Origin of the sequence: Anaerococcus sp. Marseille-Q5996, assembly GCF_946893725.1 — a bacterium.
Classification (GTDB): Bacteria; Bacillota; Clostridia; order Tissierellales; family Peptoniphilaceae; genus Anaerococcus; species Anaerococcus martiniensis.
Map to the genome: position 1 here is coordinate 41,390 of NZ_CAMPPE010000001.1, position 26,081 is coordinate 67,470.

The window sequence follows — 26,081 nt, forward strand, 5'->3', positions numbered from 1 at the left end:
TTATAACTAAAGTAGCTACCGAAGACCAGAGTATTTGTAAAAAACAATTCTCCTTAAAACAGAGCTTCTACTTATATATAGAAAAACCCCAGGATTCTTCCCGAGGTTTTCTTTGTCCTTTTTCTATCACTTATTTTCCAGCTAAGATTATATCCATCTCTTCTAAGGCTTTTTGGCTTTTTTCTTGCAGTTTTTGTGATGTTTCTAGAAGTTTTGCTATTGTTTCTTTGTTTTTTTCTGCTATATTTGGTGCAATATCTTTTAGGATTTGGATTGCTCTTGCTGTTGTGCGGTTTTTTTCTACTGATGCTTTTAGTTTGTTGTATTTTTCTAGTAGGTCTTTTTTGTAGTAATAGCCTTCTTTTATTGATTTGTAGCCATTTGATACGTAGATTATCTCGTCTGTGATTTTTTCTGCATATGGTTCGTTTTTGCTTTGTTTTGTTTGTGGCAATTCTTTGTTGTAGTGGCTTTCGATTTCTTTTTTATCTACTATTTTTAGTGTTGGTGGGATTACTATTGTTATATTGTCTATGATTGGATTTTTGCCTTGGTCTTTTTTTGGGCTTTCTTTGCCTGGGATTTTTGTAAGCCCTAGGTCTTTCATGTAATCTGCTTTTATGGCACTTTTTCTAAAGGCTTTGGTGTTTTCTCCGTCCATAAACCAGTAGGTTGATCTTAGTCCATCTGCTGATGCTTTTGGATCTATCATAAATCCTTCGTTGTTTAGGTCGATATTCATATCTTTTGGTGCTGTTACGTGGACAATTTTTGGATCTTTGCTTCCATTAAATTGAATTATATTGTGGATATTGTTGTAATCATTGTCTGCGTTTGCCCAAAGCACGTTGTTTTCTGTATCAAAGTCCATGCTCATTACTCCACCTAGTCCTGTTTGGATTTCTGATATGACTTCTGCTTTTCCATTTTCTTCAAGTACTAGGGCGTATACATGGCCATTTGCTTCCATACCTACAAAGAATATTCCGTCTGCATAGGCATTTGGATAGTCGTTTTTGTCTAGGGCTTTGTTGTTTTTTTGGTCATATAAAAATCCGTTTAGATTATCAAAGCTTACCCACTCAATGGTTTCTATGCCTAGGTTTGCTCCTACATCTGGCAATAATTCTGTGATGTTCCATTCTCTGTCTGCTACCATTTCTTTTGCATCTTTAAATGGATCTGCTACTTGCAGTATCATGTTTTTGTTTACATTTTTATCGCCATTATCGCGTTCTACTGCTAGGTAAACTCTTCCTTTATTATCCACTGTGATGCCTTCTGAGTCTGGGCCTGCTGCTTTTGGATCATTGGCATCTTTTATAAATTTTACGGATTTTCCTTTGCCATCAAATCCTGGTGCAAATATCACTTGGTCATTTTCTACTTTGAAGATGATAAATCTACCTTCTTTGTTATTTACTCCATATATCCAACCATCGTGGTTGTCTAGGCCTGATAGGTCTTTTAGGTCAAATATTGATGTTTCGTCTAACACTTTTACTTCATCAATTCCTGGCCAATTTAATGTTTCTACATCTATTTCTTTTTCTACATTTTCTTCTGTAGTGTTGGCTCTGCCTTTTGAAGCTTTACCATCTACAATTTCGCCTGTACCATCTGGGATTCTACCATATGTACCATTTGCATGGCCTTGCCAAGAGAACTTATCTACTAACTTATCTTCTTTATCATAAAGATTTACTTCATCATTGTCACCTAGGCCAAAGTCAAAGTCTACATTTTCTTCGAATACGAAAAATCCTTTGGCTGGAATGCTTGTTCCTTCTTTTACTGTATATTTAGAATCTTTTTTGTGTTTTGGATTATTGTCTAGGATATACCAACCAGATATATCTATTGCTTGGTCTGTATTATTATAAATTTCTGCATAATCATTGCCACCACTAGGATCTTTTGATTCTACTTCATTTACTACTACTTTGCCCTTAAATGCTGATTCTACTGTGTTAGTATCCTCAGCTGGTGGAGTTTGCTCCTCTTCTTTTGCTGGTATTGGGTTTATTTGTCCTTTTGAAGCTTTTGCTTCTTGCATTTGACCTGTCTCAGGATTTCTTGCAAAAACTTCATTTGGGTGTCCGCCTTCCCATTGGTAGCTTCCGATTAACTGATCATTTTTATTGAATAATCTTACAGTATCATTTTTTCCAAGACCAAAATCAAAGAGAGTATCTTCTTCTAATACAAAAACTTCTCCTGGATTTAATATTATTCTATCAAGTTTTATTACTTTATCCGCCCTATCTTCGCTATCGAAAATATACCAGCCTGTTAAATCTACTGGAGCATTTCCTTTATTTAACAATTCTACATAATCTTTTCCCTTATCAGGAGCTTTTGTCATTATTTCGTTGATGACAATATCAAAATCATTTTGACTTGTGTTTTCATTGTTTGCTGCTAATAAATTTACATTTTCTAAATCTGTGCTTGATTCTTCTAAGATTTGTGTTGTTTGCCCAAGTTCAACGTTATTTTCTGTTGCTAAATCTTGGCTTGCAAAACTTTCATTTGCTCCAAGGACTAAGCTTGTTGCAAGTACTACTGCTAGTAATTTTTTCATAAAATCCCCTTTATATTTTTTATTTTAAGTTTATATCAATGATGTAAATTATATGTAAAACAAGTGTAAAGTTTTATAAATATTAGTTAACAAAAAAGACCCCCAAGGTCTATTGCCTTTGGAGGTCACTTTATTTTTTTATCTTACTTATTTAAGTGTAGCATACATGATTGCTTTGATTGTATGCATTCTGTTTTCTGCTTCATCAAATACTTTTGATTGGTGTGATAAGAATACTTCTTCAGAAACTTCTTGACCATTTAGTTCGTATTTGTCACCAAATTTGTCATTGATTTCTTTACCAATTGTTGTGTTTAGGTCGTGGAATGATGGTAGGCAGTGCATGAAGATTGCATCTTCTCTAGCATTGTCCATTGCTGCTTTGTTTACTTGGTATGGGTGAAGTTGTTCGATTCTTTGTTCCCAAACTTCTTCTGGTTCTCCCATTGATACCCAAATGTCTGTGTAGATTACGTGTGCATCTGTTGTAGCTTCTTTTACATCTTCTGTAAAGTGTACTTTTGATCCGTGTACTTTTGATAGTTCATTAGCTAGATCTTGTACGTCTTGTTCTGGCCATAGGTCTTTTGGACCACATCCTGTGAAGTTTACACCTAGTTTAGCACATGTTACTGCTAATGAGTTTGCCATGTTGTTTCTGCAGTCACCCATGTATACGAAGTTGATGCCTCTTAGTTTACCAAAGTTTTCTTTGATTGTAAGCATATCTGCAATCATTTGTGTTGGGTGCCATTTATCTGTTAGACCATTCCATACTGGTACTCCAGCATTTGCTCCAAGTTCTTCTACTAAGTCTTGGTCAAATCCTCTGTATTCAATACCATCGTAGAATCTACCTAATACTTTTGCTGTATCTGCGATTGATTCTTTTTTACCCATTTGGCTTGAACCTGGATCTAAGTATGTTACTCCCATTCCTAGGTCATATCCTGCTACTTCGAATGAACATCTTGTTCTTGTTGATGTTTTTTCGAATAATAGTGCTATATTTTTGCCTTCTAGGTATCTGTGTGGTGTTCCTGCCAGTTTTAATCTTTTGAATTGTTCTGATAGTTCGATTAGGTAAAGTACTTCATCTTCTGTGAAGTCTTTGATTGCCATTAAATTACGTCCTCTTAAGTTAACTCCCATTTTAAATCTCCTTTATACTTTCTAAAATATTACCAATATATATTACAAAATGCTTATTTTTGCATTTTATAAGCGTGTTACCTTTATTTTTTTACCCAGCTATTTTGCTTTTAATCAAGGGTGGCTTAGCCGTTTATGATTTTTGTTCCTACTTCTCCTGATAGGGCATATGCTGCTTTTTCTAGAGATGTAATGATTGCTGTTCCTTCTGGATTTTCTTCGATAAATTTGATACAAGCTTCTACTTTTGGTAGCATTGATCCAGCGTGGAATTGGTTGTCTTCGATGTGTTTTTTGATTTCACTTACTGTTACTTCACGAAGTTCTTCTTGGTTTTCTTTACCAAAGTTAATATATACTGAGTCTACTGCTGTAAGTATTAGTAGTGTATCTGCACCAATGTCTGATGAGATTCTGCTTGCTACAAAGTCTTTATCGATTACTGCGTCTACCCCTTTTAGTTCGCCATTTTCATTTAGAACTGGGATTCCGCCACCACCACCTGTGATTACTACACCATCATTGTCTAGGTGGTTTGTCACTGTTGATAGTTCTACTATGCTTTGTGGTTTTGGACTTGGTACTACTCTTCTAAATCCACGACCTGCGTCTTCTTTGAATGTGTATCCATCTTTTTTGCTAATTGCATCTGCTTCTTCTTCTGTGTAGAAGTTACCTATTGGTTTTGTTGGATTTTCAAAGGCTGGGTCTTTTGGATCTACTTCAACTTGTGTTACTACTGTTGCTACTTTTTTGTCTATATTACGAGATGCTAATTCATTTTCGATAGCTTGTTGTAGGTGGTATCCTATATAGCCTTGGCTCATTGCTACACATTCCACCAATGGGAATTCTGGTATAGTTGAGTCTTCTTTTGCTGCTAGGGATAATGCTAGGTTGATTACTCCTACTTGTGGTCCATTTCCATGTACTACTGCTACCTTGTCATATGATTCTATGATGTCTGCAATTGATTTTGATGAACCTTTTACAGCTTCTAATTGTTCTTTTGGGCTATTTCCTAGGGCATTTCCACCTAGGGCTACTACGATTGATTTCATGTATCCTCCTGAAAGTTAATAATGGTTTGTAAATAATTTATACTATTTGTTTAATGAATCATCGTCTGATTCAAATGTTAAAGTTTCACCTTCTGAAACTTCTTTGGTTTTTGTTGTTGTAGTTGTTGTGACTTTTTCTTCTACTGGTCTAGTTGTAGTTGTTGCTTTTACTTTGCCAGTATCTAGTCTGTAGTATTTGTCTGATTTAAAGAAGTCATCAGCGATTTCTTTTACTTCGCCACTCATCATTATCAGACCAATCAAGTTTGGTATTACTACAAGTCCTAGTGTAAAGTCAAGGAATACTCCAGCATTGTCAAATGATACGAATAATGCTGCAAGTATCATAAGTGATGCAACTACCCTCATAATTTTACCCACTTTTGTTCCAAATAAATACTCAGCTTGTTTTTCACAGTAAAATACGATTACTATGATTGTTGAAAGTACAAATAGGAATAAGCAAATTGAGATAATTACAGAACCCCATTGACCAAATAATGTGTTAAATGATCTTTCTACAGCTATAGATCTTACTGCTGCCATGTCAGCTTCACTCATACCTGGTTGCCATGTGCCTGTAAGGATTACTACAAGTGCAGATATTGTACAAACTATAATTGTATCTGCAAATACTTCAAATACTCCCCAAAGACCTTGTCTAGCAGGGTGGTCTGTTGTAGCTGCAGCGTGTCCATAACCTGCAGAACCCATACCAGCTTCGTTTGAGTAAACCCCACGAGCTACCCCTTGAGAAATTACTTTTGAAAGTGCAATACCACTTACACCACCCATAACAGCCTTAGGATCAAATGCACCTTGGATAATGTGACCAAATGCTGCTGGTACTTCGCCAATATGCATAATTATAATCAATAATCCACATATAATATAAAATGCTGCCATGATTGGAACTAGTTTTTCAGTTACCTTACCAATTTGTTTTACCCCACCAAATACAACTACAGATACTAGAATAAAAATACCAATAATAGCGATTCTTTTAGCAACTAGTTCATCTACTGCAAGTGGTTTAAATACACTTTGGATTGGGTTAACTGCTGATAGTGTTTGAAGTGTGATTGATGGAAGGATCTCTAACATAAAGAAAAATGCTGCAAGTGAACCTAGGACTTTACCAAGATTGCCTTTTAGACCATTTTTAAGCATGTATGAACATCCACCAACGTATTCGCCTTCTGCATTTAGCTCTCTATATTTGATAGAAAGAGCTACTTCTGAGAATTTTGTAGCTTGACCGATAATAGCTGCAATCCACATCCAAAAGATTGCTCCAGGTCCTGCAACGAAAATAATTGTAGGTGCAACTACGATATTTGCCGCTCCTATTGATGAAGCAAGGGCAGTTGTCATAGCTTGGAAAGCAGAAACTGTTCCATCACCTTGGTTTTCTTTGGAAAACATTTTTCCAAAAGTTTGGCTTAAAATATAACCAAAATGACGCAATTGGAAAAATCCTGTTCTGATAGATATAAGCAAGCCACCGCCCATTAATAATACTAATAGAGGCCAGCTCCACAACCAATCAGTAAAGCGTGATATAGTATCTAACATAATTTTCTCCTTTTTTTTATAAGTTCGATATGACTTATAAATATTTACAAACCATCATCTTGATAAAATTATATCACAATCGTTTTCTGATATAGGACATATTTCTTCAAAAAAATTGTAAAGTTAGGGCAAATGTTTTCACAAAACATTTGTAATTTATTATAAATTTTTATTAATATTTTTTGATAAGACTTCAGAATTCCAATGATTTTTGTGCTTTAAACTAGCAAAATGTGATATAATATATAGAAAGAAATGTTAGAAGGGAGGGATTAATATAAAAAATCAGACCAACATCCAGGATGAATCAAATTATTTTCAAACTGATTTAAGCCAAGCAGTTTTAATAGACATGGGCCATGAAATATGTGCAAATTCTACCGATCCCCTCCTTCATACCAACGCTAGATTTTGGTATATAAAAAAGGGCGAGGCTATTTTTAATATCCAAGGAGAAAATTACACCCTAAAAGAAGGTATGCTTGTGGGGATTTTGCCATGGTATTACACGCAAATTATGGAAGTAATGGATCCAATTGAGCTTGATGTGGCAGTTTTTGATATAGAGCTTATAAATATTTTCCTAAAAAAAACCAACCAAATGTTTGGATCGACCATGCAAATTACAAATTCTATCACAGAAAATGCCTATGTAATCTTAGATGATGATGACAGAAAAACTGTAGAATCCATTATAAAAACCCTAAATGAGGAGCTTCATGCCTTTAAAAATGGCAAGGACTATGCCAAACAAATGATCTGCATCAAAATAATGGAACTTGCAATTTTATTTGAAAAATCAGCAGGTCATGGTAAAAAAAAACTCCAAAAGTATAACAAAATAGAAATTTTCCACTATATTTGGGCCCATTTGAAGGAAAAATTGACCCTAGCAAATCTGGCCCATATTTTTTACCTATCAGAATCAAATATCTCAAAGTACATCAAGGAAGAAACCGGCCTATCTTTTACAAATCTCACATCCTTGATGAAACTTACAAAACTAATGGGCTACCTAAATTTTTCTGAAAATAGCCTAGAAGAGTTATCTGTCATCTTAGGATTTAAGGATGCCTCCCACCTTTCCAAATTTTTTAAATCCAAAACAGGATTAAATTCTAAGGACTACAAAAATTCCTACCACACCATTGAAAATGGCGACCAGGTCATAGATTATCTAGAAATGGCTGACATCATCAATTATCTAGTGAAAAATTATTACAATGACTTGGATATAGACCAGGTTTGCAAAAAATTTGATATTAATCAAAATTCCTTAAATAAGTCTCTGAAATTTTATGTAGACAAGACTTTTGATGATTATATAAACTACATGAGAGTGATAAATGCTGCAAGGCTGCTTTTGCAAAGCGATGATTTGGTGTCAGTAATCGCCTACAAGGTAGGTTTTAATACAACCAAAACTTTTTACAGGAATTTCAAAAAAATCTATTCCATAAATCCAAATGATTTTAGGAAAAAAATCAACTACCAAGAAGTAAATCTATAATTTAGCAAAATAAAAATCATTTCCAAATCGGAATGATTTTTTTATTTGCTATTTTCTTTAAAATCTCCTTTGCCCAAGGCCTTGATGGTATCACCGTGCATTTTTTCTTTGATATTTTTATCTTCATTTACAAAAAAAGTATATAAGATGTCAACCATAATTGATAGGGGAAATTGGGGACTGATTACATTTCCATAGTTTAGGTGTTTAAGCGATGGAACTAAAACCAATTCATCACAATATTTCTTTATTTCTTCCCTATTTTGAGATGTAATCAAAACTGTTTTTGCATTTTTATTGTGGGCTTCTTTTAGAAAATACAAAACTTCCTTGGTCTCTCCACTGATGCTTAGGCAAATTACCAGATTGTTTTCATTGTGAAAAACCGCCCTCATTTTCATATGGTCAGAGTCTGTTATGGAGTCGATATTTACCCCTATCCTCATAAAACGCATTTCCATCTCATTTGCAGCAAGGCCTGATGAGCCCTTGCCACAAACAAAAACTTTTTGGGAGGCATTCATATAGCTAACCACCCTTTTTAGCTGGTTTTCATCTATTAGAGAATAGGTTTTATTTAAAAGTTCTTGGTAAGTTTTTAGGACCTGGCTGACATTATCTGTGATTTCGTCATTTTTTTCAACAAAATTTTGCCTATATTGGTAGATAAATTCTCTATATCCCCTAAATCCACATTTTTGGGCAAATCTTGAAAGAGAAGCTTCTGATACAAAAAGCTGGTCAGCTAATTTTTTGGCAGAAAAATCTCCTTTTTTGTCATTATGGATGAAAAAATCGGCTATATTTTTTTCTGTAGCTGTGAAGTTTTCGTAATTTGATTCTATGATTTCTATAACTGATTTTACATAATAGGCCATAGCAGATTCCTAGTTTCTGGCCTCTTTATTTTGGAAATTATAAAAGGCACCTAGCATTCCCGCTGCATTTTGCTTTTTGGCAAATTTTAGGCTAAGGCAATCGTAAAGGGGTTTTTCTAGGTATTTTTCTAGGTTTTTATCTAATTTTTCGTATAAATATTCTTCTTGAGCCATGATGCCACCACCTAGGATAACTGTATCTGGATTTAGGACATAAACTATATTTGATATTCCAATTGCTAGGATTTCGCACATTTCATCTATGGCTTTTATACAGATTTCATCGCCATTTTTTGCTAGTTCAAATATTTTTTTACCATCCCAATTTTCTGGACTATCTCCCTTTAAATTTGAGACCTTTTCTACCAAAATTTTTGCAGAACCAAGTGTCTCAAATGTGCTATTTTCCATATTCATGTAACCTATTTCCATAGCAGATCCATTGACCCCATGGTAAAGTTCGCCATTTATTATTGCACAACCGCCTATACCTGTTCCAATTGTAAGGATTAGGGCGATTTTACTATTTTTTCCAGCACCTGATTTGTATTCGGCAAGGCCAGCACAATTTACATCATTTTCTACATGGCATGGCAAATCAAATTTTTCTTTGATTGGCTTTTTAAAATTTATGCCGGTATAGCCTGGGATAAGGTCTGATGCGTAGCGGATAGATCCATTTTTGGTATCAACCATGCCAGCTGTTGATATAGCAACACCTTCTACTTCAGTTTTATCTTTATAGTTGCTCACAATTCTTAAAACTTTTTCTAAAATTTGTTCTCCACCCTTGCTGGCTTCTGTGGCTAATTCGTTTTTTTCTAAAATTTGACCATTTTCATCTATAATCCCGTATTTTATAAAGGTCCCACCTATATCTATGCTGATATATTTTTTCATACTTGCTCCTACTTTTATTTACAAAAAGGCATAAGTATTTTGCCTTATGCCTTAAATTCTTAATTAAATTTTGATTTTAAATATTGCTTTTTTGGTGTATACTGGATCAGTTATTTGCAAGGCTGTCATGTGGACATCATTTGGATAGCAAACTAAAAAGTCTCCCACCTTTAGATCTACCGAAGAGTTTCTCTCTCCCTCAGCTGCTTGAAAATCTTTTTCTGCATCATATTCACCAAGATCCATGTCTTTTAAGAAGTTTAAATCTATTCTTTCTTCTCCTAAAAGCATTAGGTGAAGGTCTAGATATTCTTTGTGGGCTTCCCAAAATCTATTTTCTACTGTTGTCGTGTCATATTCAACTATATTTACAAAAAATTCATCATCATTAATCTTGTGGATGCCCGCCTCCATATTTTCCATATCATTTTCTTTGTAATAGTCAAAGCAAGCTTTGATTTTGTCTTCTAAATATTCATATTCTTCTAAATTTGTAATGTTTCCAAAAATCATATTTTTCTCCTAATCTTGATTATAAACTGTGGAATTTATTGGTGGTATATCCTTAATTCCCTTTATCTTATTATAAATCATAGATCCAATTACTCCAACTACAAGTGATACCCCAATAGAAATAATTGAGTATGACCAGAAGGAAACTTTTGCTGGGTCTACAAAATATTTTATATAGACCATAACTAGTGCTGCTACGGCAAAGGCAAGGCTTGCTCCAAATTTGTTGGCAACTTTTGTAAAGGCACCTAGGATAAAGATACCAACTAGGATTCCTAAAACTAGTCCCATAAATCCATTAAACCATTCGTAGGCTGATTTTACTCCACCGTGGGCTAACATTATGGATACAATTATTGCAAAAACCCCAACTATTAATGAAACTCTTTGGCCAATTTTAGTTTGTTTTTCAAAAGTCATTTCTTTTTTATTTAGGGTGGACTGGATATCTAAAGCCCAGCTTGAAGCAACTGAGTTTAGTCCTGTTGAAAGGGTGGATTGGGCTGCTGCATATATTGCTGCAAGCAAGATACCTGTTACACCAACGGGCAATTCATAGGCTATCCATGAAGCAAATATTTGGTCTTGTTGGGCATTTGGTGGTAGTGGATTGCCTTGCACTTGGTAAAATACATAAAGTCCTGTACCTATTAGGTAAAACACAGTAGCAATAAATATTGATAAGCAACCATTACCAATCATCATTTTTCTTAGTTGTTTTGAATCATTTGTTGTAGTAAATCTTTGTACAATATCCTGGCTTGAAACATAGGAACCAATTGTATTTATACCAGCCCCAACAATTAATAAAAATACACTATCTCTAAGTATATTTGCATCAAAAATTGGCTGGTCTACTGCTAAAAACTTGTGGTTTGTAAATAGCTCGTGGTTGATGGCTCCCAAACCACCATTGATATTGCTAATTAGGTATATTAAACCAAAAGTAACACCAATTAGTAAAACAGATCCTTGGATGAAATCTGTCCATAATACAGATTTTAATCCACCTGTATAGGAATAAATTATTGCTATAACACCCATGATTACGATTAAAATATCTACATTTATGCCCATAAGGCTAGATAAAACCATACATGGCAGATACATAATTATAGACATCCTACCAATTTGATAGATGATAAACATAATTGCCCCAAGGACTCTAAGTCCCTTGGATTTGTATCTTATTTCTAGATATTGGTATGCTGTATCTATATCTAATTTTGCATAAATTGGCAAAAAGTATTTTATGGTAAATGGTATGGCAATTAGCATTCCCAATTGGGCAAACCACATAATCCATGTGCCCGCATAGGAGTTTCCTGCAAGTGATAAAAAGGAAATAGGGCTAAGTAGGGTAGCAAAAATAGATACTGATGTTACCCACCAAGGAATGGATCCATCGCCCCTAAAATATTCCTTACCCTCCATTTTCTTTTTAGAAAATCTAAGCCCTGCAAAAAGCACCGCTCCTAGGTAAACTATAAGTATTATTAAGTCAATTGTCGTAAAACCCTGCATACTTTTCTCCTACTTAGCCAAGATATTTTTCTTTTGCATCTCTTATCATAGATGCTGCTTCTTTTACTATTTTTTCATCTTCTTCTACTAAGGCTGGTAGAGGTTTTCTAACAGATCCTAGGTCTAAGTTTTCATTTTCTTTTAAAATAGCTTTGATAACCGCATACATATTGCCATGGCCTGATACCATTTTATAAATTATTGCATTTATGTCATATTGGATTTTATGAGCTAACTCTAAATTTCTATTTTTAAAATGCTCATCCATTTTTAAGAATAATTCTGGCATCACTCCATAAGTTCCACCGATACCTGCTTCAGCTCCGATTAGACGTCCTGAGATAAATTGTTCATCTGGACCGTTAAAAATTATATAATCTTCCCCTGCATCTTGCTTAAAGATTTGGATGTCTTGGACAGGCATAGATGAGTTTTTTACACCGATTACACGAGGATTTTTTCTCATTTCAGCAAATAAACTTGGTGTTAGAGCTACTCCAGCAAGCTGTGGGATATTGTAGATTACAAAATCTGTATTTGGGGCAGCATCTGAAATATCATTCCAATATTCTGCAATGGCATATTCTGGCAGTCTAAAATAAATTGGAGGAATGGCTGCAATTGCATCTACTCCTAGACTTTCTGCATGGGCAGCAAGCTCTTTAGAATCTTTTGTATTATTGCAAGCAACATGGGCAATTACTGTTAATTTTCCTTTTGCTTCTTTCATTACATTTTCTAAAACGATTTTCTTATCTTCAACACTTTGGTAGATGCACTCCCCAGAAGAGCCATTTACATAAACTCCCTTTACACCTTTTTCTATAAAGTATTTGGTAAGTTCTCTTACTCTTTCTGGGCTAATCTTTCCCTCATCATCATAGCAAGCATAAAATGCTGGGATAACACCCTTGTATTTTTCTAAGTTTCTCATAATTACGTTTTCCTCCTGTTTAAAAAAACTTTATTTTTCTGCTAATTTGTCAACAAAATTTTTGGTTATCACTTGGGGTCTAGTAATGATTGACCCAACTACGACGCTATAAGCACCTAGTACTATAACTCTTTTTGCCTTTTCTGGGGTATTTATATTTCCTTCGGCAATGACCATTGCTTTGACATTTTTTATAATTTTCCTTAAAATTTCAAAGTCATTTGCCTCGATTTTATGGCCCTTTGATTGGTCAGTGTAACCAACTAAGGTTGTGCCTACAAAATCAAATCCCAATTCATCCGCATGAATGGCCTCTGCTATTGTGGAGCAATCTGCCATTAGCAATTGGTCTGGGTATTTTTCTTTGATTTCTTTATAAAAATCGTCGATATTTTTGCCATTTGGTCTTAAATCCTCTGTTGCATCTAGGGCGATAATTTCAACTCCTGTTGCAACAAGCTGATCAATCTCATCCATGGTTGGAGTTATGTAAACTTTTGAGTCATCATAATCTTTTTTTATGATGCCTATAATTGGTAAGTCTACTTGATTTTGGATTACTTTTATATCATCTGGGGTATTGGCCCTAATTCCGCTAGCTCCGCCTTGTTTTGCCGCTTTTGCCATTCTCCCCATAATAAAAGAAGAATGAAGGGGTTCGTCTGCCAAGGCTTGGCAGGATACTATCAAATTTCCCTTAAGGCTTTGGATTTTACTTTCAGTCATTTTGCCCTCCTATTTATGAAAACTATATACCAATCTGAATTTATTTTCAATATATTAGTGTTAAATAGAAATTACTTTCAATAATCAAAAAATATGATAACATTTTCCCGTTTTCCTTAGTTTTTATTGAAAGTATATTCAGAATTTTTATAAAAATAGAAATAAAAAACAGCAGCTAAGCTACTGTTAATTTATTCTCCATCTAAAACTGTATCTGAAAATACTATAAAAATATCAAATCCCGGTGCTTTTTTAAGGGACAAATACCCATATTCTACAAGATTTATTTGTGGATTTTCCTTATAACGCTTATCAGGGCTGCCGTCTTTATTGGTATGCTCATATGTTTTGCCAAGTACTGTCGCATCTGCTGGAAGATTTTGATCTTCTAAAAATATCATTTTTCCTAAGTCTATTTCCATCTCATTAAAGGATAAGGCTGACATTTTTGATCCCTTTTTGATAAATACTGAATCTGGCAAGAAAATTAATTTTATTGGCCCAGCATCCAGAGTAAAGGTTTCGGCATTTGTTTCTATCTCATCATTACCCTTAAAATACGAAATATTTTCGCGGGAGATAATTTTCATGTCCGCTCCGCTTGATTCTGGCAAATCTTCTGCCTCTGTCACTAACCAAACAGCATCTGATTCCATAATGCCTTCTAGTAAATTATTTGTAACTTCTAATTCTTTTTTTGCATCCTCGCTCATCTCATAATCAAGTCTAATAGTCTGATTATTTTTGTTATATAGCCAAAAAATCACTCCTAGGACAGAAATAATAACAAAAAGTGGATTGATAATTGCAAGAAGTATGCCGATTGCAATCAATCCAATGGCAATATAGGTGTTGGTGCGGTTTTTATTACTTGCAGCAAGCACATCCTTCATATCATCTGAGTGGATACTAGCCAAATCATTGTCAAAAGTTCTTGTATTTGCACTTTGTGTTTTACTTTTGCTGGTTGTATTTGTATTTTTTTTGCCTGTAATTTTTTTATGAGGGTTTCCAAAATCTTTTTGATAACCAATCCCTGTTCCTGGTATATAAGCAGATCCTCTGATATTTCCATTTGCAGTGCGGGTTATGCGAAATCCCTTGCTTCCCCAAGAAAATCCTGGCCCAGACTTACTCATATTTATCCTAAATCCCTTGCCAAGATTTATACTTTTTCTAAATCTAAATCCCATAATATACTCCTTAAAAGTATTATACCAAAGATAATATTTTTTATTAAGTTTTACATTCCTTAACTTGACATTTAAAATATTCAAGTATAATATAAGTGTAAATAAATTTTATTAAAACCTATTTTAAGAAAGGGGTTTCAATGACAAAATTTAACAAAATTAGAACATCAATTCCAGCTTTTTTTAATGCTTTAAAAAATAAAAATACACCAATCCCAGCAAAAATTGCAGTAGCAGTTGCAATTGCCTATGCATTCATGCCTGCAGATGTTGTAGTAGATGCAATTCCATTTTTAGGATGGTTTGATGATGCCCTTGTAATGACAATCTTATTTGCCATTGCAAACAAAATGATTCCTGACTATGTAATGGATAAGGAAAAAAGCGAAATAATCGATGATGTAAATTATGAAGTAATGGACTAAAAAATAACCCAAGCCTAAGGCTTGGGTTATTTTCATTTTAAAGACTTACTAGTATATTTAAAATTATAGCTAGGACTACTGATATAACAAACATTAAAGGAACTACAAGCCCTATAAATCTTTCTCCTTTAATCTTATCAAAGTTTTTATTTACTATATAATAAGAGGAAAAATAAGCTAGGGTGACTACTGTAAAAAACGAGCTTATAAATATCAGATTATAACCTCTCATCATATATCCTGATATTAAAAAAATAAATGTAGGTATGTAAAGATATCCTAGTCCATTTAAAAAAGTTATGTTTTTTTTATTTACTTTTACTTCTTTCAATTCTTTACCTCCTATTGCTTTTATAATTTTGCTAAATAACTTACTTACTATATCTATACCCGAAGAATCAAACTAAAAAACCCAAGTTTGCGATAAAACTATTTTCAAATAGATATTTTAAAATCGTCTTGACTGTTACTCGGGTTTGCGATTTTAAAATATCCTTATCCAATAGTCTTAAAAACTTGGGTTCAGTGTTTAATTTAAAAAGTAAATTTCCTTAACTACTCGTATTTAAAGCAAATTTTGAAACTGGAGATGGTACTCACTTTTTCTTTCAAAGTTTCAAAGCGAGGAGCTTAATATTTATCTCAATATTTAATATTTTTATTAAAGAAGATTTTCTTTTGCGTATTCAATTATATCGTCAGATTCGTACATTGCTTTGCCATCTATAACTAGACATGGTACTTGTACCTTACCTCCGACTTCTTCTAATTTACGAGCATTTTGCTCGCCGCAGGTTGCATCTTCTATGTTATAGGATGGGTATTTGACGATGTCATTATCTCTAAAGAAATTTAACACCTTCAAAGAGAATGGACAATCTGGCTTAAAGTAGAGTTCAAACTGTGAGTCTTCACTTTTCATTGGACTATCCTCCTATCTTTCTAGTTGAAAATATATTTTCTTATTAATATAATACCCAGCAAATTTTATTCTAAACATCGTTTTCCTAATTTTTTATAATTTTTTAGAAATTTTTCCATAAATTTTGTACAATTAGACTATTTGACAATAAAGTTAATAAACCTATAATTTAACTATAGTTTTTTTTATAATTAAAGGAGGTTATTATGGATTACATAGAACTTGCAAGGGCTAATGAAGACCTTTGTATAGAAATGAGACGCGACTTACATAAAATTCCTGAATTGGAATTAGAATTACCAAAAACTGTTGCCTATGTAAAATCAAAATTGGATGATTTTGGCATCCAATACAAGGAATACGTAAATGGCAATGGTCTTTCTGCTCTTATTGAAGGAAGTGAGCCTGGCAAATGTCTTGCAATTAGAGCTGATATGGATGCTTTACCAGTTCATGAAGAAACAGGACTTGAATTTGCATCTACCCACCCAGGCAAGATGCACGCTTGCGGCCACGATTCCCACACAGCTATTGCCCTAACTGCTGCAAAAATCTTAAATGAGAACAAAGATAAATTAAAAGGATCTGTAAAATTTATCTTCCAACCAGGAGAGGAAATCCCAGGTGGTGCAAAACCAATGATTGATGAAGGGGTTTTGAAAAATCCAAAAGTAGATTTCATAATCGGTATGCATGGAGGCCACCTAGCAGAAATCCCACGCGGATCTATTGCCTTTAAGGAAAATGAAATGATGGCTGCCATGGATAAGTTCACTATAGAAGTAAATGGTAAAGGTGGACATGGAGCAAGCCCACATCTTGCTATTGACCCAATAGTTATTTCTGGGGAAATCCTAATGGGACTTCAAAAAATTATTTCCAGAGAGATAGCACCAGTCGATTCTGCCCTAGTTTCAGTTTGCAAAATCAACGGTGGTTTTACTCAAAATATAATCCCAGATAAGGTAGAAATGATGGGAACAGCAAGGTCTCTTGATGAGGATGTAAGGGATGTGGTTGAAAAAAGAATTGGTGAAATCTGTGATGGAATTGCAAAAACTTATGGTGGATCTGCTGATGTAAATTACGAAAGATTTTACCCAGTGCTTAACAATGACCCAGAATTTACCGGTCAAATTAGAAATATTGTAAGCGACTTAATGCCAGAAGATGTGTTTGAACTTAGAAAACCAGTTATGGGTGGAGAAGACATGGCCTTTTACCAGCAAGAAGTACCAGGCTGCTTTATGTTTTTATCAAACCTAACAGAACACTCAGATGGAGTTTGCTATCCAAACCACAACTCCAAATTTAACCTTGATGAGTCCCTATTCTACAAGGGAGTTGCTACATTTATTGCATCTGCCTTTGAAATTTTAAAATAGAAAGAGATTTTATGCACAAATTTAAAATAAAAGATGACTTAGGCATGCATATTACAGTCCTGATTTTGGCTATAATAAGCATCCTAATCGGTCCAAAAAACTTAAATGTCGGAGGAATAACAATAGTATTTTCTCCCCTGATTTGGGCAATGGTTCTATCATTTGCCGTTTATATGTCACCAATTAAAACTTTAACAGAAAAAGAAGCTCCAGCTGCAAACTCCATGATGAGTATCATGCTTGCAATCCTTATTGCAAAACTAGGAGTTGCCAGTGGATCCCAACTTGAGGCTATCAAAGAAGCAGGCCTTGCCCTTGTTTTACAAAACTTTGGTAACCTTGGTACAATTATTATTTCTCTGCCAATTGCCATGCTTCTTGGCCTAAAAAGAGAATCTATTGGTATGTGCCATGCCCTAAGTAGGGAATCAAACGTAGGCCTTATCCAAGACACTTATGGAGCCCAATCTCCAGAATTTAGGGGTGTAATGGCAGTTTATATTATAGGAACAATTTTAGGACCTATAATTTTAAGTATCATAACATCAATTACAATTTCTCTAGGAATAGTTAGCCCACAGGCAGCAGCCATGGGAACTGGAGCAGGATCTGCTTCTATGATGACAGCGGGACTTTCTGCACTAATTGCAAATTATCCACAATTTGAGGCAGAAATAACAGCCTTTGCTGGGCTTTCAAACCTAATTTCCAGTGTAATTGCCCTGCCACTTGGTATATTTTTAGGGCTGCCAATTACAGAATTTTTATACAAGAGACTTGATAAGCTAAGAGGAGGAAAAGGTGCAAAAGTTCAAAACTGATTTTCCATCCATACTTATAGCCCTATTTTTTACAATAATTGCTTGTACTGTTGCAAATATGATTGGCTATGAGAGCCTGGGCAATTCTCTGCCTGGTATCTTGGTTTTATCTGCAATTACCCTAGTAGGATATTTTTTATCATATGTAGTACCTCTTAAAAAAGTATCGGCAGTGCTTTGGATTTCAATTATTGCAATCCTTATTTCAAGCCCAATATCACCAATATCTGATTTTGTAATAACAAGTGTGGATAATCTAAATATCAACGCAATTATTACACCAATCCTAGCCTATGCGGGTGTTATAATCGGTAAGGACTGGGGAGCATTTAAGTCAGTTGGGGTAAAGGGAGTTATAGTTTCTATTTTTGTAATCATAGGAACATTCTTAATCTCAGCCCTCCTAGGTGACTTCTTTATGGGTATATTTAACTAAAAATAAAAATCGCTAAGTTTTTATCCTTAGCGATTTTTTATTTATTCACTTTCAAAGGTCCTAGAAAAATCAGAAAACCACTTTAATTCTTCTTCTGCAGTTTTCTCATCCCAACCGTATTGGCCGATTAGAAATTCTTTAAAATTTTCTACACTTGTAAGGTCGGCATCTAAGGGCTCACTTTTTAAAGCTCCCCAATGATCTATTGCCAAATGCCCATTTTTATTCCATATATCTTTTATTTTTAAATCCATATCATACTCCTTTGCTGCAATATAGATACCCAAAAATAAGTTATAAATCCACAGGAGCCATTAAAACTTTTCCTGAGCCGCGATAAACATTTACAAAGCCTTCTCCACTGGCAGCAGATCCTATTAGTGACCTTGTTGTTCGCTCTACTGTAAATTTTAGTGAAGAAGACCAGGCTACTGCAAAAGACCCGTCTATTCTTAGCTCATCATCTTCTAATTCTACTTCGATTAGCTCATTTCTTGCGACCGGAGATTCTAAAGCTACTACTCCATTACCAAATAAACCTAGGTTAAACAATCCTTCTCCACCGGCAACTGCTGATGAAATTGAAGATCTGGCTACTGTCTTGTGGTCTAGGGATGATTCGCAGGCTAGGAAATATCCATCTTCTAAAACCAATCCACCATTCCAGTTTTTAACATCAAGTAGGACTATGTATTTGTAAGTTGGTTCTAAAACTACCATTCCTAAGCCGTGGTATTCTGGTTTTATGGCTGATTCGTTGGTTGCAGATGATCTTAGGCTCTTGCTAAAGAAATCTCCCACACCCTTGATGCCTGTACCAGCATTTACATCACCAACCATCCATTGCATAGACCCTTGTTGAAGAGTTACTGGATTTACCTGTAAATCACAAATTAATTGCTTTAGCCTAACTCCCATTTGAGCTGCAAAATATTCTTTTTGGGCAGTTTCCTTAGTTACTGACAAATCTCTTTTGTATTCTGCTACCCTAAAGGCCCCTTGCTGGTCAGTTATCATTATGTCATCATTGTCCAAAAAATTATTAATCCTAAACACATCTGTCTCCCTTTTATATAATTCTATAATTAATTATATTACAAATTTAAGAAAATTTAACTTTTATACTAAAAAACGGAATCTACTTTAAAATTTAAGCAGATTCCGTTAAAATATTTATACTTAATCTTATTTTCTAATTATCCAACAAGTCTTTCAAGTTTTCTGATGATTATTCTTTGATTCTCTACTAATTTTGCTAACTTTTTTGCTCTTGGATTATTTTTATTAGCTCTAACTACTCTATCTGCAAAATCTAGTTGTTTTTTACAATTTTCGATAGCAGCTCTTAGGCGAATCCTTTGCTCAGGCTTAAATCTAACAGTTCTTCTTTTTCTGTCATCATCGTCGTCATCGTCGTCATCGTCGAATTCGTATGCTTCATATCTGTCATCTAGGTCGTCATTGTCATCTGCAAATGCAGAAACTCCTGGCAATACCAAGCTAGTTGCTAGTGCAAGGGCAAATACTTATTTTATTTTCATACTATATTATCCTTTTTAAAAAATATTTATTATGATGTGAAACTGATTACATATATATTATACAATATATTGTATTGATTATCAGCTTATTTGTAAAATATTTCAAAAAAATTTATAAAATTTAGTTTAATTAACTAAATATCCCGTTTGTTTTTTAAATTTATAATATTTATTGAAATTTAAGGTATCTAATTTGTGGCACAAAAAAAGACGGGATATTCCCGTCTAGCTTATAAAAGTATAGCCAGCAGCAAAAGTGGACCTATTACAAGTAGTAGTCCTGGCAAAAATACTCTTATTGCTGCTAAAAACATTGCTAGTTTGTCATTTTTTTCAAGATTATTTTCATCTAACAAGTTTTCTTTTTCATAGATTTCATCTGCGTTTTTTTCGCTAAACCTATCTATGGGTTTTCTCATAGAGCGCTCATTTCTTCTAGGTCGTGTTCTTCTTTATTTCTCAAAGCTTGATTTTTTTCAAAGGCTTTTTGTTTTTCTTCTTCACTTACTTCCATAAGGTGGCAGGCTACATAGTGGCCATTGCCGTAGTCTTTTAGTTGTGGTTGGTAAGTTTTACAAATATCCATTGCATATTGGCATCTGGTGTGGAAACGGCATCCTTTTGGAGGATTTACTGCTGAAGGAATGTCTCCCTCAATTGTTTGCAGTTCTTGGCCTTGGTCCACATCTGTTCTAGGAATTGCTTGTAAAAGCGCTTGAGTATATGGATGCATTGGATTATCGAAAATTTGCTCTGTGTTTGCAAGTTCTACCAAAACTCCTAGATACATTACCCCGATACGGTCAGATATATATTTTACTACTGAAAGGTCGTGGGTTATAAATAGGTAGGTCAAATTGTTTTGATCTTTTAAGTCTTGAAGTAGGTTTATAATTTGTGATTGGATTGAAACGTCAAGGGCAGATACTGCCTCATCGCAAACTATAAAACTTGGTTTTAGGGCTAGAGCTCTTGCAATACCGATTCTTTGTCTTTGTCCACCTGAGAATTGGTGAGGATATCTGTGCAAGAAATATGGTGCAAGTCCGCATTTTTCCATAGTTTCTTGGATGTATTCATTATATCCTTCATCTTTTCTTGATTTGAATAAATCATGGCCTAGGACACCTTCACCGATGATATTTCCAACTGTCATCTTTGTATCTAGTGATCCATATGGGTCTTGGAAAATCATTTGTAGGTCTTTTCTCATCTCACGCATTTCTTCATCATTTAGTTTTGAAAGGTCGATACCATTGTCTTTTTGACTTTCAAGCTCTTCAAAGCCCTCTTTGTCTTTTAGGGTGTCTCTATACGCTTCGATGTTGTTATGTTTTTCACCAACTACTTTTGATAATTCGGATCTTTTTGCAATTAATTCCTTATATCTTGGGTCATTATCACGTTTATTGTAATATTCGTCCCATTCTCTTGATCTCATTTGAAGTTTTTGCTCAAATACATCTATATCAGCAATAACTTTTGCACGCTCACGAAGACTTGTGTAATAGTCATTTAATAGGCTTTGGACCTTATCTAGGTCATCAGATACTAAAAGCCCACCAGCTATTCTTATCATATTTAAGTATTTTTCTTCGATCTCGCGGCGTTTGAACATTGCTTTTTCATTGGCCGCTGCACGTGCTTGATCATTAGCTGCATTTTCAATCTCAGCATAGATGTTATTTAGCTCTTCATTTGCATTTTTGTAGGTTGGGAATTGTTTAGAGATATTGCTAATCATTGTTCCCATGTATGCTGGTGCAACATCTTCTAAAGTTTTTCCGTAATAAAGGGTTGTTCCCTCTGTTTGGTCATAAATTTGTAAAAGTGTTCTACCAAAAGTAGATTTTCCACATCCGGATTCTCCTACTAGACCTAAAGTTTCACCTTCATAGATGTCAATAGAAATTGATTCATTGGCATGAACATAGGAACTAGGTCCTCTGTTGAATAGACCTTTTTTCTTAAGAGGGAAATATTTTTTAAGGTGTCTTATCTTAAATAATACCTTTTTTTCATTAGTATTTTCCATCTTCTCTTTCCTTTCTATTTGGATAGTGACATCTGATTCTTTGATTTTCATTAACTGCAACTAGTTCTGGCATTTGGTTTACGCATTTTTCTGTGGCAAATTTACATCTGTCTGCAAATTTGCAACCCTTTGGTAGATTTAATGGGTGTGGTACAGATCCAGGAATTATGTCTAGTCTCTGATTTTTATCACTTGTAATTGATGGGATAGAATTTAGTAGGGCTACTGTGTAAGGATGGTTGTAGTCTGTAATATCTCTTTTGAAAATATATTCTACTGGAGACTGTTCTACAATTTGTCCTGAGTACATTACCGCTACTTCATCTGCCATTTGGTTGATAACACCAAGGTCGTGGGTTATAAATAGGATTGATGTATTAAGTCTGTGTTTTAAATCATTCATCAATCTTAAAATTTGCGCTTGGATAGTTACATCAAGGGCAGTTGTTGGCTCGTCTGCAATTAATAATTTTGGCTCGCAGGCTAGGGCCATAGCAATCATTACCCTTTGGTTCATCCCACCTGAAAGTTCAAATGGATATTGTTTTGCTACTATGTGTGGATTTGGGATTTTTACAGAAGCTAATAGTTCCTCAGTTCTTTTTGCTGCTTGCTCTTTATTCATATTTCTATGAAGCATAAGGACTTCTGAAATTTGTCTTTCTACTGTAAAAACAGGGTTTAATGAGCTCATTGGCTCTTGGAAAATCATGGATATTTCATTTCCCCTGATATTTTCCATTTGGCTCCTGTTATATTTTACTAAATCCTCACCCTTATATATTATTTCACCATCATATATTTTTTGGTTTGGTTCAAATAATTGCAAAATACTCATGGCAGTTTGACTTTTACCAGAACCAGACTCACCAACAAGTCCTAAAGTTTTTCCCTCATCAACTGTAAATGACACTCCATTTACAGCTTTGATAAGGCCTTTTCTTGTGGAAAAATATGTGTGAAGCTTGTTAATTTCTAATAAACTCATTCTTTTCCTCTATCTCTCATTTGCTCTAGGGTCAATTGCATCACGAATTGCATCCCCCATTAAGTTTACAGAAAATGATACTAAAAATACTGCAAGTGCTGGGAAGACCCATCTCCACCAGTAAATATTTAATACTTCTGAACTTTGGGCAGCAGATAGCATATTACCCCATGATGGTGTTGGCTCTTGTACACCAAAACCTAAGAATGACAAACCTGATTCTGTTAGCAAGTTGCCAGCATAACCTAAGGTAGCATTTACAATTACTATAGATAGGATATTTGGCAGGATATGCTTAATCATAATTTGTGAATTTTTTACACCAAGGGCACGGGCCGCTGTAATGTAATCACGTTCACGTTCTGCAAGGATTTGTCCACGCACAAGACGAGCTAGTCCTGTCCAGCCTAGTAAACCTAAAAGCACCATAACCATTGTTATTCTTTGGGTTTGGCTAGCTCCTGGTGGCAATAAGGCAGAAAGTGAGATAAGCATTGGATAAAATGGGAATGATGAAATAATTTCAGAAATCCTCATTAAAATATTATCCACTCGTCCACCTGCAAAACCTGCAATCATACCAATTATTACACCAAGTACAACTTGGATTACAGTTGAAATTAGGGAAATAACCATAGTCATACGACCACCGTGGATTAATCTTGTAAAGATATCACGACCTTGATCATCAGAACCAAATCTAAATCCATTTAGACCCCAGGTTTTGATATTTCCTTCTTTATCTACTGCATATTGGTTAAAGTATGAGGCATATATTTGTTCAAATTCTCCTTCTGGAGCATTTAATTCACCATAATTGTCCTTACCCCAAGTATAAAGTTTGCCATTTTCATCTAAGGCAGTAAATGTTGTATCCCCACCTTGGATATCTACAATTGGGGCTTCAAATTCTGGAACATTGTCTCCAGAAATACCAGCCCTGCTTGGACCCCAAACATAAAGTTTGCCATTTTCATCAAGGGCTGCTGCAGATGAGCTAGTAAGGGCAACTTTTTTTACAAAGACAGATCCATCTGTAAGTTCTTTTGGCATAGTTGTTTGGTTTTCAGCACCAAGTACACCTAAAAGTTGGATTGTTCCGTCAGTTTTTGCAACCAACATATTGATTGGAGATGTATCAAAATCTTCTACCTTACCTTGAACATCAGATGGGATTAAATTTAGGCGGCTGGCCATGGTTGATCCCCAGACTACAAGATTTTTTGCTTTTGTAAGTACTACTGAATATTGAACACCTGCTCCAACTTTTTCTACCCCCTCAGTTTTGATTTGGTTTTCTTGCATTGGAGGCATTTTTGTTTGGTCAAAGGAATTATTTCCCCAACCTAAGATTTGATTATCATCGGTTGCAAGGATAACGTGTCTATCTCCTGCTGCAACATCAGTTACTTTTTTGCCTTGTAGAGATTTTTTTATATCTTCTGGAACTGTTAGTACCTTATCTTCATTATCAGACCCCCAAACATAAACATTGTCTTCATTTGTAAGTCCAACTGCGAAGGTATTACCAATTGAAATTCTTTTTGTACCCTCAGTTTCCATTTCTTTAGGAAAGTTCATATAGGCTCCACCTGGGGCAACATTTGTAAGGTTACCTTGAGAATAGTATTGGTTAAATGGAAGCACTGCACTTCCTACAAAAACTAGCAATATAATTGCAATAAACATTACTAAACCAATAACTCCAAGTGGGTTTCTAAAGAAGTTTCTAACTGCAACCTTACCTGGAGAAAGGATTGCTTCTTCTTTTAAATCCTTGTTTTCGCTTGATGGATCAGGTCCAGCTCCCACATTTGAATTTGGATTGTTAAGATTTTCTCTTATATCTTCATCTAGTCTTTCATCTTCTGGATTTCTTAGCTCATTTTCAGTATTTGGAATATCACTAGCAAAGGTAAAACCAGCACGCAAATATGATTTTAAGAATTTACCATAAGACTTTAATGATTTATTAAAAGTTTTATTCATGATTTCACCTCTTAAGCTTCCAATTTAACTCTTGGATCAACTAGCGCATAGGCTATATCCATTATCAAGTTGCCTAAAAGGGTTAGTAGGGCATAAAACATTGATAAAGCTAAAATTACGTTATAATCTTGGGAAATAACTGCAGTTATAAGCTCATTTCCTATTCCCCTATATGCAAAAATACGTTCTGTAATTGCAGAACCAGAAAACATGCCAAGTACAGCCCAAGTAAGGGCAGTAACTACTGGGATAAGGGCATTTCTAAATGCGTGTGAGTATATAACTGTTTTTTCCTTAAGACCCTTAGATCTAGCTGTTCTAATATAATCTTGATTTAGGGCATCTAGCATTGAGTTTCTTACATATCTTGATAAAGATGCAAGAGATCCTACAGTTAAGGCAATGGTTGGTAATGTCAAATATCTTACCCATTGGCCAAAGGTGTTTTCCCTAGGCATACCATTTGGAGGTAACCAACCTAATTTAAATGCAAAAATATAAATCAAAAGTAGGCCTATAAAGAATATAGGAATAGACATACCGATAAGGGTTAGGGTCTGGAAGGTCCTATCAAAAACTCCTCCCCTGTGGGTGGCCGACCTTATACCAATTAAAATCGATAACAAAAATGAAATAATAGTAGAGCCTATATTTAGATAAATAGTATTTCTAAGTGGTTCTCTTAAGTGATCTGTTACTGGTTTTTTTACTCTAAGTGATTCTCCCAAATCCCCTTGTAGGGTTCTGCCTAACCATCTTACATATTGCTCAGGATAAGATTTATCAAGACCATAACGTTCTGATAAATTTTTATACATTTGAGCTTCTTGCTCTTTTGTCATAGCTGTTCCTTGAGGCATCATAGCTTGGATAGGGTCTCCAGGCATGGCTTTGGAAAAAGCAAAAAGCATTATAGAAATGATTAAAGCTGTTGGAATCATGCTTAATATTCTTTTTACTATATAACGAAACATAACTTTCCTTTCTAT

The 26,081-nt window shown here is 34.6% G+C and carries 26 protein-coding genes; 5 read left to right on the forward strand and 21 right to left on the reverse strand.

Annotation, left to right across the window (positions count from 1 at the left end):
- Nucleotides 1–130 precede the first annotated feature (130 nt).
- The 4 genes from OC526_RS00185 to OC526_RS00200 all read right to left on the reverse strand — a co-directional run bounded on the left by OC526_RS00185 (nt 131) and on the right by OC526_RS00200 (nt 6,372).
- On the reverse strand, nt 131–2,584 hold the full coding sequence (locus OC526_RS00185) for a lamin tail domain-containing protein (protein WP_262121066.1): 2,454 nt from the start codon (nt 2,582–2,584) through the stop codon (nt 131–133).
- 147 nt (nt 2,585–2,731) lie between these two features.
- A complete protein-coding gene (argF, locus tag OC526_RS00190) occupies nt 2,732–3,736 on the reverse strand; it encodes an ornithine carbamoyltransferase (protein WP_262121068.1) in 1,005 nt (334 codons plus the stop codon).
- 125 nt (nt 3,737–3,861) lie between these two features.
- The gene (gene arcC / locus OC526_RS00195) at nt 3,862–4,797 is read right to left on the reverse strand and encodes a carbamate kinase (RefSeq protein ID WP_262121071.1); all 936 of its coding nucleotides are present in this window, start codon (nt 4,795–4,797) and stop codon (nt 3,862–3,864) included.
- Between the two features lie 42 nt (nt 4,798–4,839).
- Entirely contained in the window at nt 4,840–6,372 is a 1,533-nt protein-coding gene (locus tag OC526_RS00200; protein ID WP_262121074.1) for an alanine/glycine:cation symporter family protein, read from the reverse strand.
- A gap of 352 nt (nt 6,373–6,724) precedes the next feature.
- Between OC526_RS00200 and OC526_RS00205 the strand changes: the two genes are divergently transcribed.
- On the forward strand, nt 6,725–7,882 hold the full coding sequence (locus OC526_RS00205; RefSeq protein ID WP_262121075.1) for a helix-turn-helix transcriptional regulator: 1,158 nt from the start codon (nt 6,725–6,727) through the stop codon (nt 7,880–7,882).
- Nucleotides 7,883–7,923: 41 nt separating this feature from the next.
- On the opposite strand, the gene OC526_RS00210 is transcribed toward OC526_RS00205, so the two are convergent.
- The 7 genes from OC526_RS00210 to OC526_RS00240 all read right to left on the reverse strand — a co-directional run bounded on the left by OC526_RS00210 (nt 7,924) and on the right by OC526_RS00240 (nt 14,550).
- On the reverse strand, nt 7,924–8,760 hold the full coding sequence (locus OC526_RS00210) for a MurR/RpiR family transcriptional regulator (protein ID WP_262121076.1): 837 nt from the start codon (nt 8,758–8,760) through the stop codon (nt 7,924–7,926).
- Nucleotides 8,761–8,769: 9 nt separating this feature from the next.
- The gene (locus OC526_RS00215) at nt 8,770–9,660 is read right to left on the reverse strand and encodes an ROK family protein (protein ID WP_262121079.1); all 891 of its coding nucleotides are present in this window, start codon (nt 9,658–9,660) and stop codon (nt 8,770–8,772) included.
- Between the two features lie 63 nt (nt 9,661–9,723).
- Nucleotides 9,724–10,173 (reverse strand): YhcH/YjgK/YiaL family protein, encoded by a 450-nt coding sequence (locus tag OC526_RS00220; protein WP_262121082.1) that lies wholly within the window; start codon nt 10,171–10,173, stop codon nt 9,724–9,726.
- A gap of 9 nt (nt 10,174–10,182) precedes the next feature.
- Nucleotides 10,183–11,697: a sodium:solute symporter gene (locus tag OC526_RS00225; protein ID WP_262121083.1), complete on the reverse strand. Its 1,515-nt coding sequence runs from the start codon at nt 11,695–11,697 to the stop codon at nt 10,183–10,185.
- Between the two features lie 13 nt (nt 11,698–11,710).
- A complete protein-coding gene (locus OC526_RS00230) occupies nt 11,711–12,631 on the reverse strand; it encodes a dihydrodipicolinate synthase family protein (RefSeq protein ID WP_262121084.1) in 921 nt (306 codons plus the stop codon).
- A 30-nt stretch (nt 12,632–12,661) separates the two neighbouring features.
- Nucleotides 12,662–13,357 carry an N-acetylmannosamine-6-phosphate 2-epimerase gene (locus OC526_RS00235; protein WP_262121086.1) on the reverse strand — a complete coding sequence of 232 codons (696 nt, stop codon included), beginning with the start codon at nt 13,355–13,357 and terminating at the stop codon, nt 12,662–12,664.
- A gap of 191 nt (nt 13,358–13,548) precedes the next feature.
- The gene (locus OC526_RS00240; protein ID WP_262121089.1) at nt 13,549–14,550 is read right to left on the reverse strand and encodes a DUF4236 domain-containing protein; all 1,002 of its coding nucleotides are present in this window, start codon (nt 14,548–14,550) and stop codon (nt 13,549–13,551) included.
- Between the two features lie 140 nt (nt 14,551–14,690).
- Between OC526_RS00240 and OC526_RS00245 the strand changes: the two genes are divergently transcribed.
- The gene (locus OC526_RS00245) at nt 14,691–14,975 is read left to right on the forward strand and encodes a YkvA family protein (RefSeq protein WP_262121091.1); all 285 of its coding nucleotides are present in this window, start codon (nt 14,691–14,693) and stop codon (nt 14,973–14,975) included.
- Between the two features lie 37 nt (nt 14,976–15,012).
- Here the strand turns inward: OC526_RS00245 and OC526_RS00250 are convergent, their stop codons facing one another.
- Together OC526_RS00250 and OC526_RS00255 are read right to left on the reverse strand one after the other, a co-directional pair.
- Nucleotides 15,013–15,306: a hypothetical protein gene (locus OC526_RS00250; RefSeq protein ID WP_262121093.1), complete on the reverse strand. Its 294-nt coding sequence runs from the start codon at nt 15,304–15,306 to the stop codon at nt 15,013–15,015.
- A gap of 330 nt (nt 15,307–15,636) precedes the next feature.
- Nucleotides 15,637–15,897, reverse strand: coding sequence for a glutathione S-transferase N-terminal domain-containing protein (locus tag OC526_RS00255; protein WP_262121096.1), 261 nt, complete (start codon nt 15,895–15,897; stop codon nt 15,637–15,639).
- 206 nt (nt 15,898–16,103) lie between these two features.
- Between OC526_RS00255 and OC526_RS00260 the strand changes: the two genes are divergently transcribed.
- The 3 genes from OC526_RS00260 to OC526_RS00270 are packed head-to-tail and all read left to right on the forward strand — an operon-like array spanning nt 16,104 to nt 18,539.
- Nucleotides 16,104–17,282, forward strand: a complete 1,179-nt coding sequence (locus OC526_RS00260) for a M20 family metallopeptidase (RefSeq protein ID WP_262121098.1) — start codon at nt 16,104–16,106, stop codon at nt 17,280–17,282.
- 11 nt (nt 17,283–17,293) lie between these two features.
- Nucleotides 17,294–18,103, forward strand: a complete 810-nt coding sequence (locus OC526_RS00265) for a DUF3100 domain-containing protein (RefSeq protein WP_262121100.1) — start codon at nt 17,294–17,296, stop codon at nt 18,101–18,103.
- Nucleotides 18,084–18,539, forward strand: a complete 456-nt coding sequence (locus tag OC526_RS00270; RefSeq protein WP_262121102.1) for a hypothetical protein — start codon at nt 18,084–18,086, stop codon at nt 18,537–18,539. Before OC526_RS00265 ends, OC526_RS00270 begins: the two co-directional genes overlap by 20 nt.
- A gap of 41 nt (nt 18,540–18,580) precedes the next feature.
- On the opposite strand, the gene OC526_RS00275 is transcribed toward OC526_RS00270, so the two are convergent.
- The 8 genes from OC526_RS00275 to OC526_RS00310 form a co-directional block, all read right to left on the reverse strand.
- Nucleotides 18,581–18,793, reverse strand: coding sequence for a hypothetical protein (locus tag OC526_RS00275; RefSeq protein WP_262121103.1), 213 nt, complete (start codon nt 18,791–18,793; stop codon nt 18,581–18,583).
- A 40-nt stretch (nt 18,794–18,833) separates the two neighbouring features.
- Nucleotides 18,834–19,595: an AIM24 family protein gene (locus OC526_RS00280; RefSeq protein ID WP_262121105.1), complete on the reverse strand. Its 762-nt coding sequence runs from the start codon at nt 19,593–19,595 to the stop codon at nt 18,834–18,836.
- A gap of 140 nt (nt 19,596–19,735) precedes the next feature.
- Complete coding sequence (locus OC526_RS00285; RefSeq protein ID WP_262121107.1) at nt 19,736–20,038, reverse strand: hypothetical protein; 303 nt, start codon at nt 20,036–20,038, stop codon at nt 19,736–19,738.
- A 272-nt stretch (nt 20,039–20,310) separates the two neighbouring features.
- Nucleotides 20,311–20,499 carry a hypothetical protein gene (locus tag OC526_RS00290; protein WP_262121110.1) on the reverse strand — a complete coding sequence of 63 codons (189 nt, stop codon included), beginning with the start codon at nt 20,497–20,499 and terminating at the stop codon, nt 20,311–20,313.
- On the reverse strand, nt 20,496–22,115 hold the full coding sequence (locus OC526_RS00295) for an ABC transporter ATP-binding protein (protein WP_262121113.1): 1,620 nt from the start codon (nt 22,113–22,115) through the stop codon (nt 20,496–20,498). Before OC526_RS00295 ends, OC526_RS00290 begins: the two co-directional genes overlap by 4 nt.
- Nucleotides 22,102–23,103: an ABC transporter ATP-binding protein gene (locus OC526_RS00300; protein ID WP_262121115.1), complete on the reverse strand. Its 1,002-nt coding sequence runs from the start codon at nt 23,101–23,103 to the stop codon at nt 22,102–22,104. Before OC526_RS00300 ends, OC526_RS00295 begins: the two co-directional genes overlap by 14 nt.
- Nucleotides 23,104–23,112: 9 nt before the next feature.
- Nucleotides 23,113–25,092, reverse strand: coding sequence for an ABC transporter permease subunit (locus OC526_RS00305; RefSeq protein WP_262121117.1), 1,980 nt, complete (start codon nt 25,090–25,092; stop codon nt 23,113–23,115).
- A gap of 11 nt (nt 25,093–25,103) precedes the next feature.
- Nucleotides 25,104–26,066 (reverse strand): ABC transporter permease, encoded by a 963-nt coding sequence (locus OC526_RS00310; protein WP_262121119.1) that lies wholly within the window; start codon nt 26,064–26,066, stop codon nt 25,104–25,106.
- Nucleotides 26,067–26,081 lie beyond the last annotated feature (15 nt).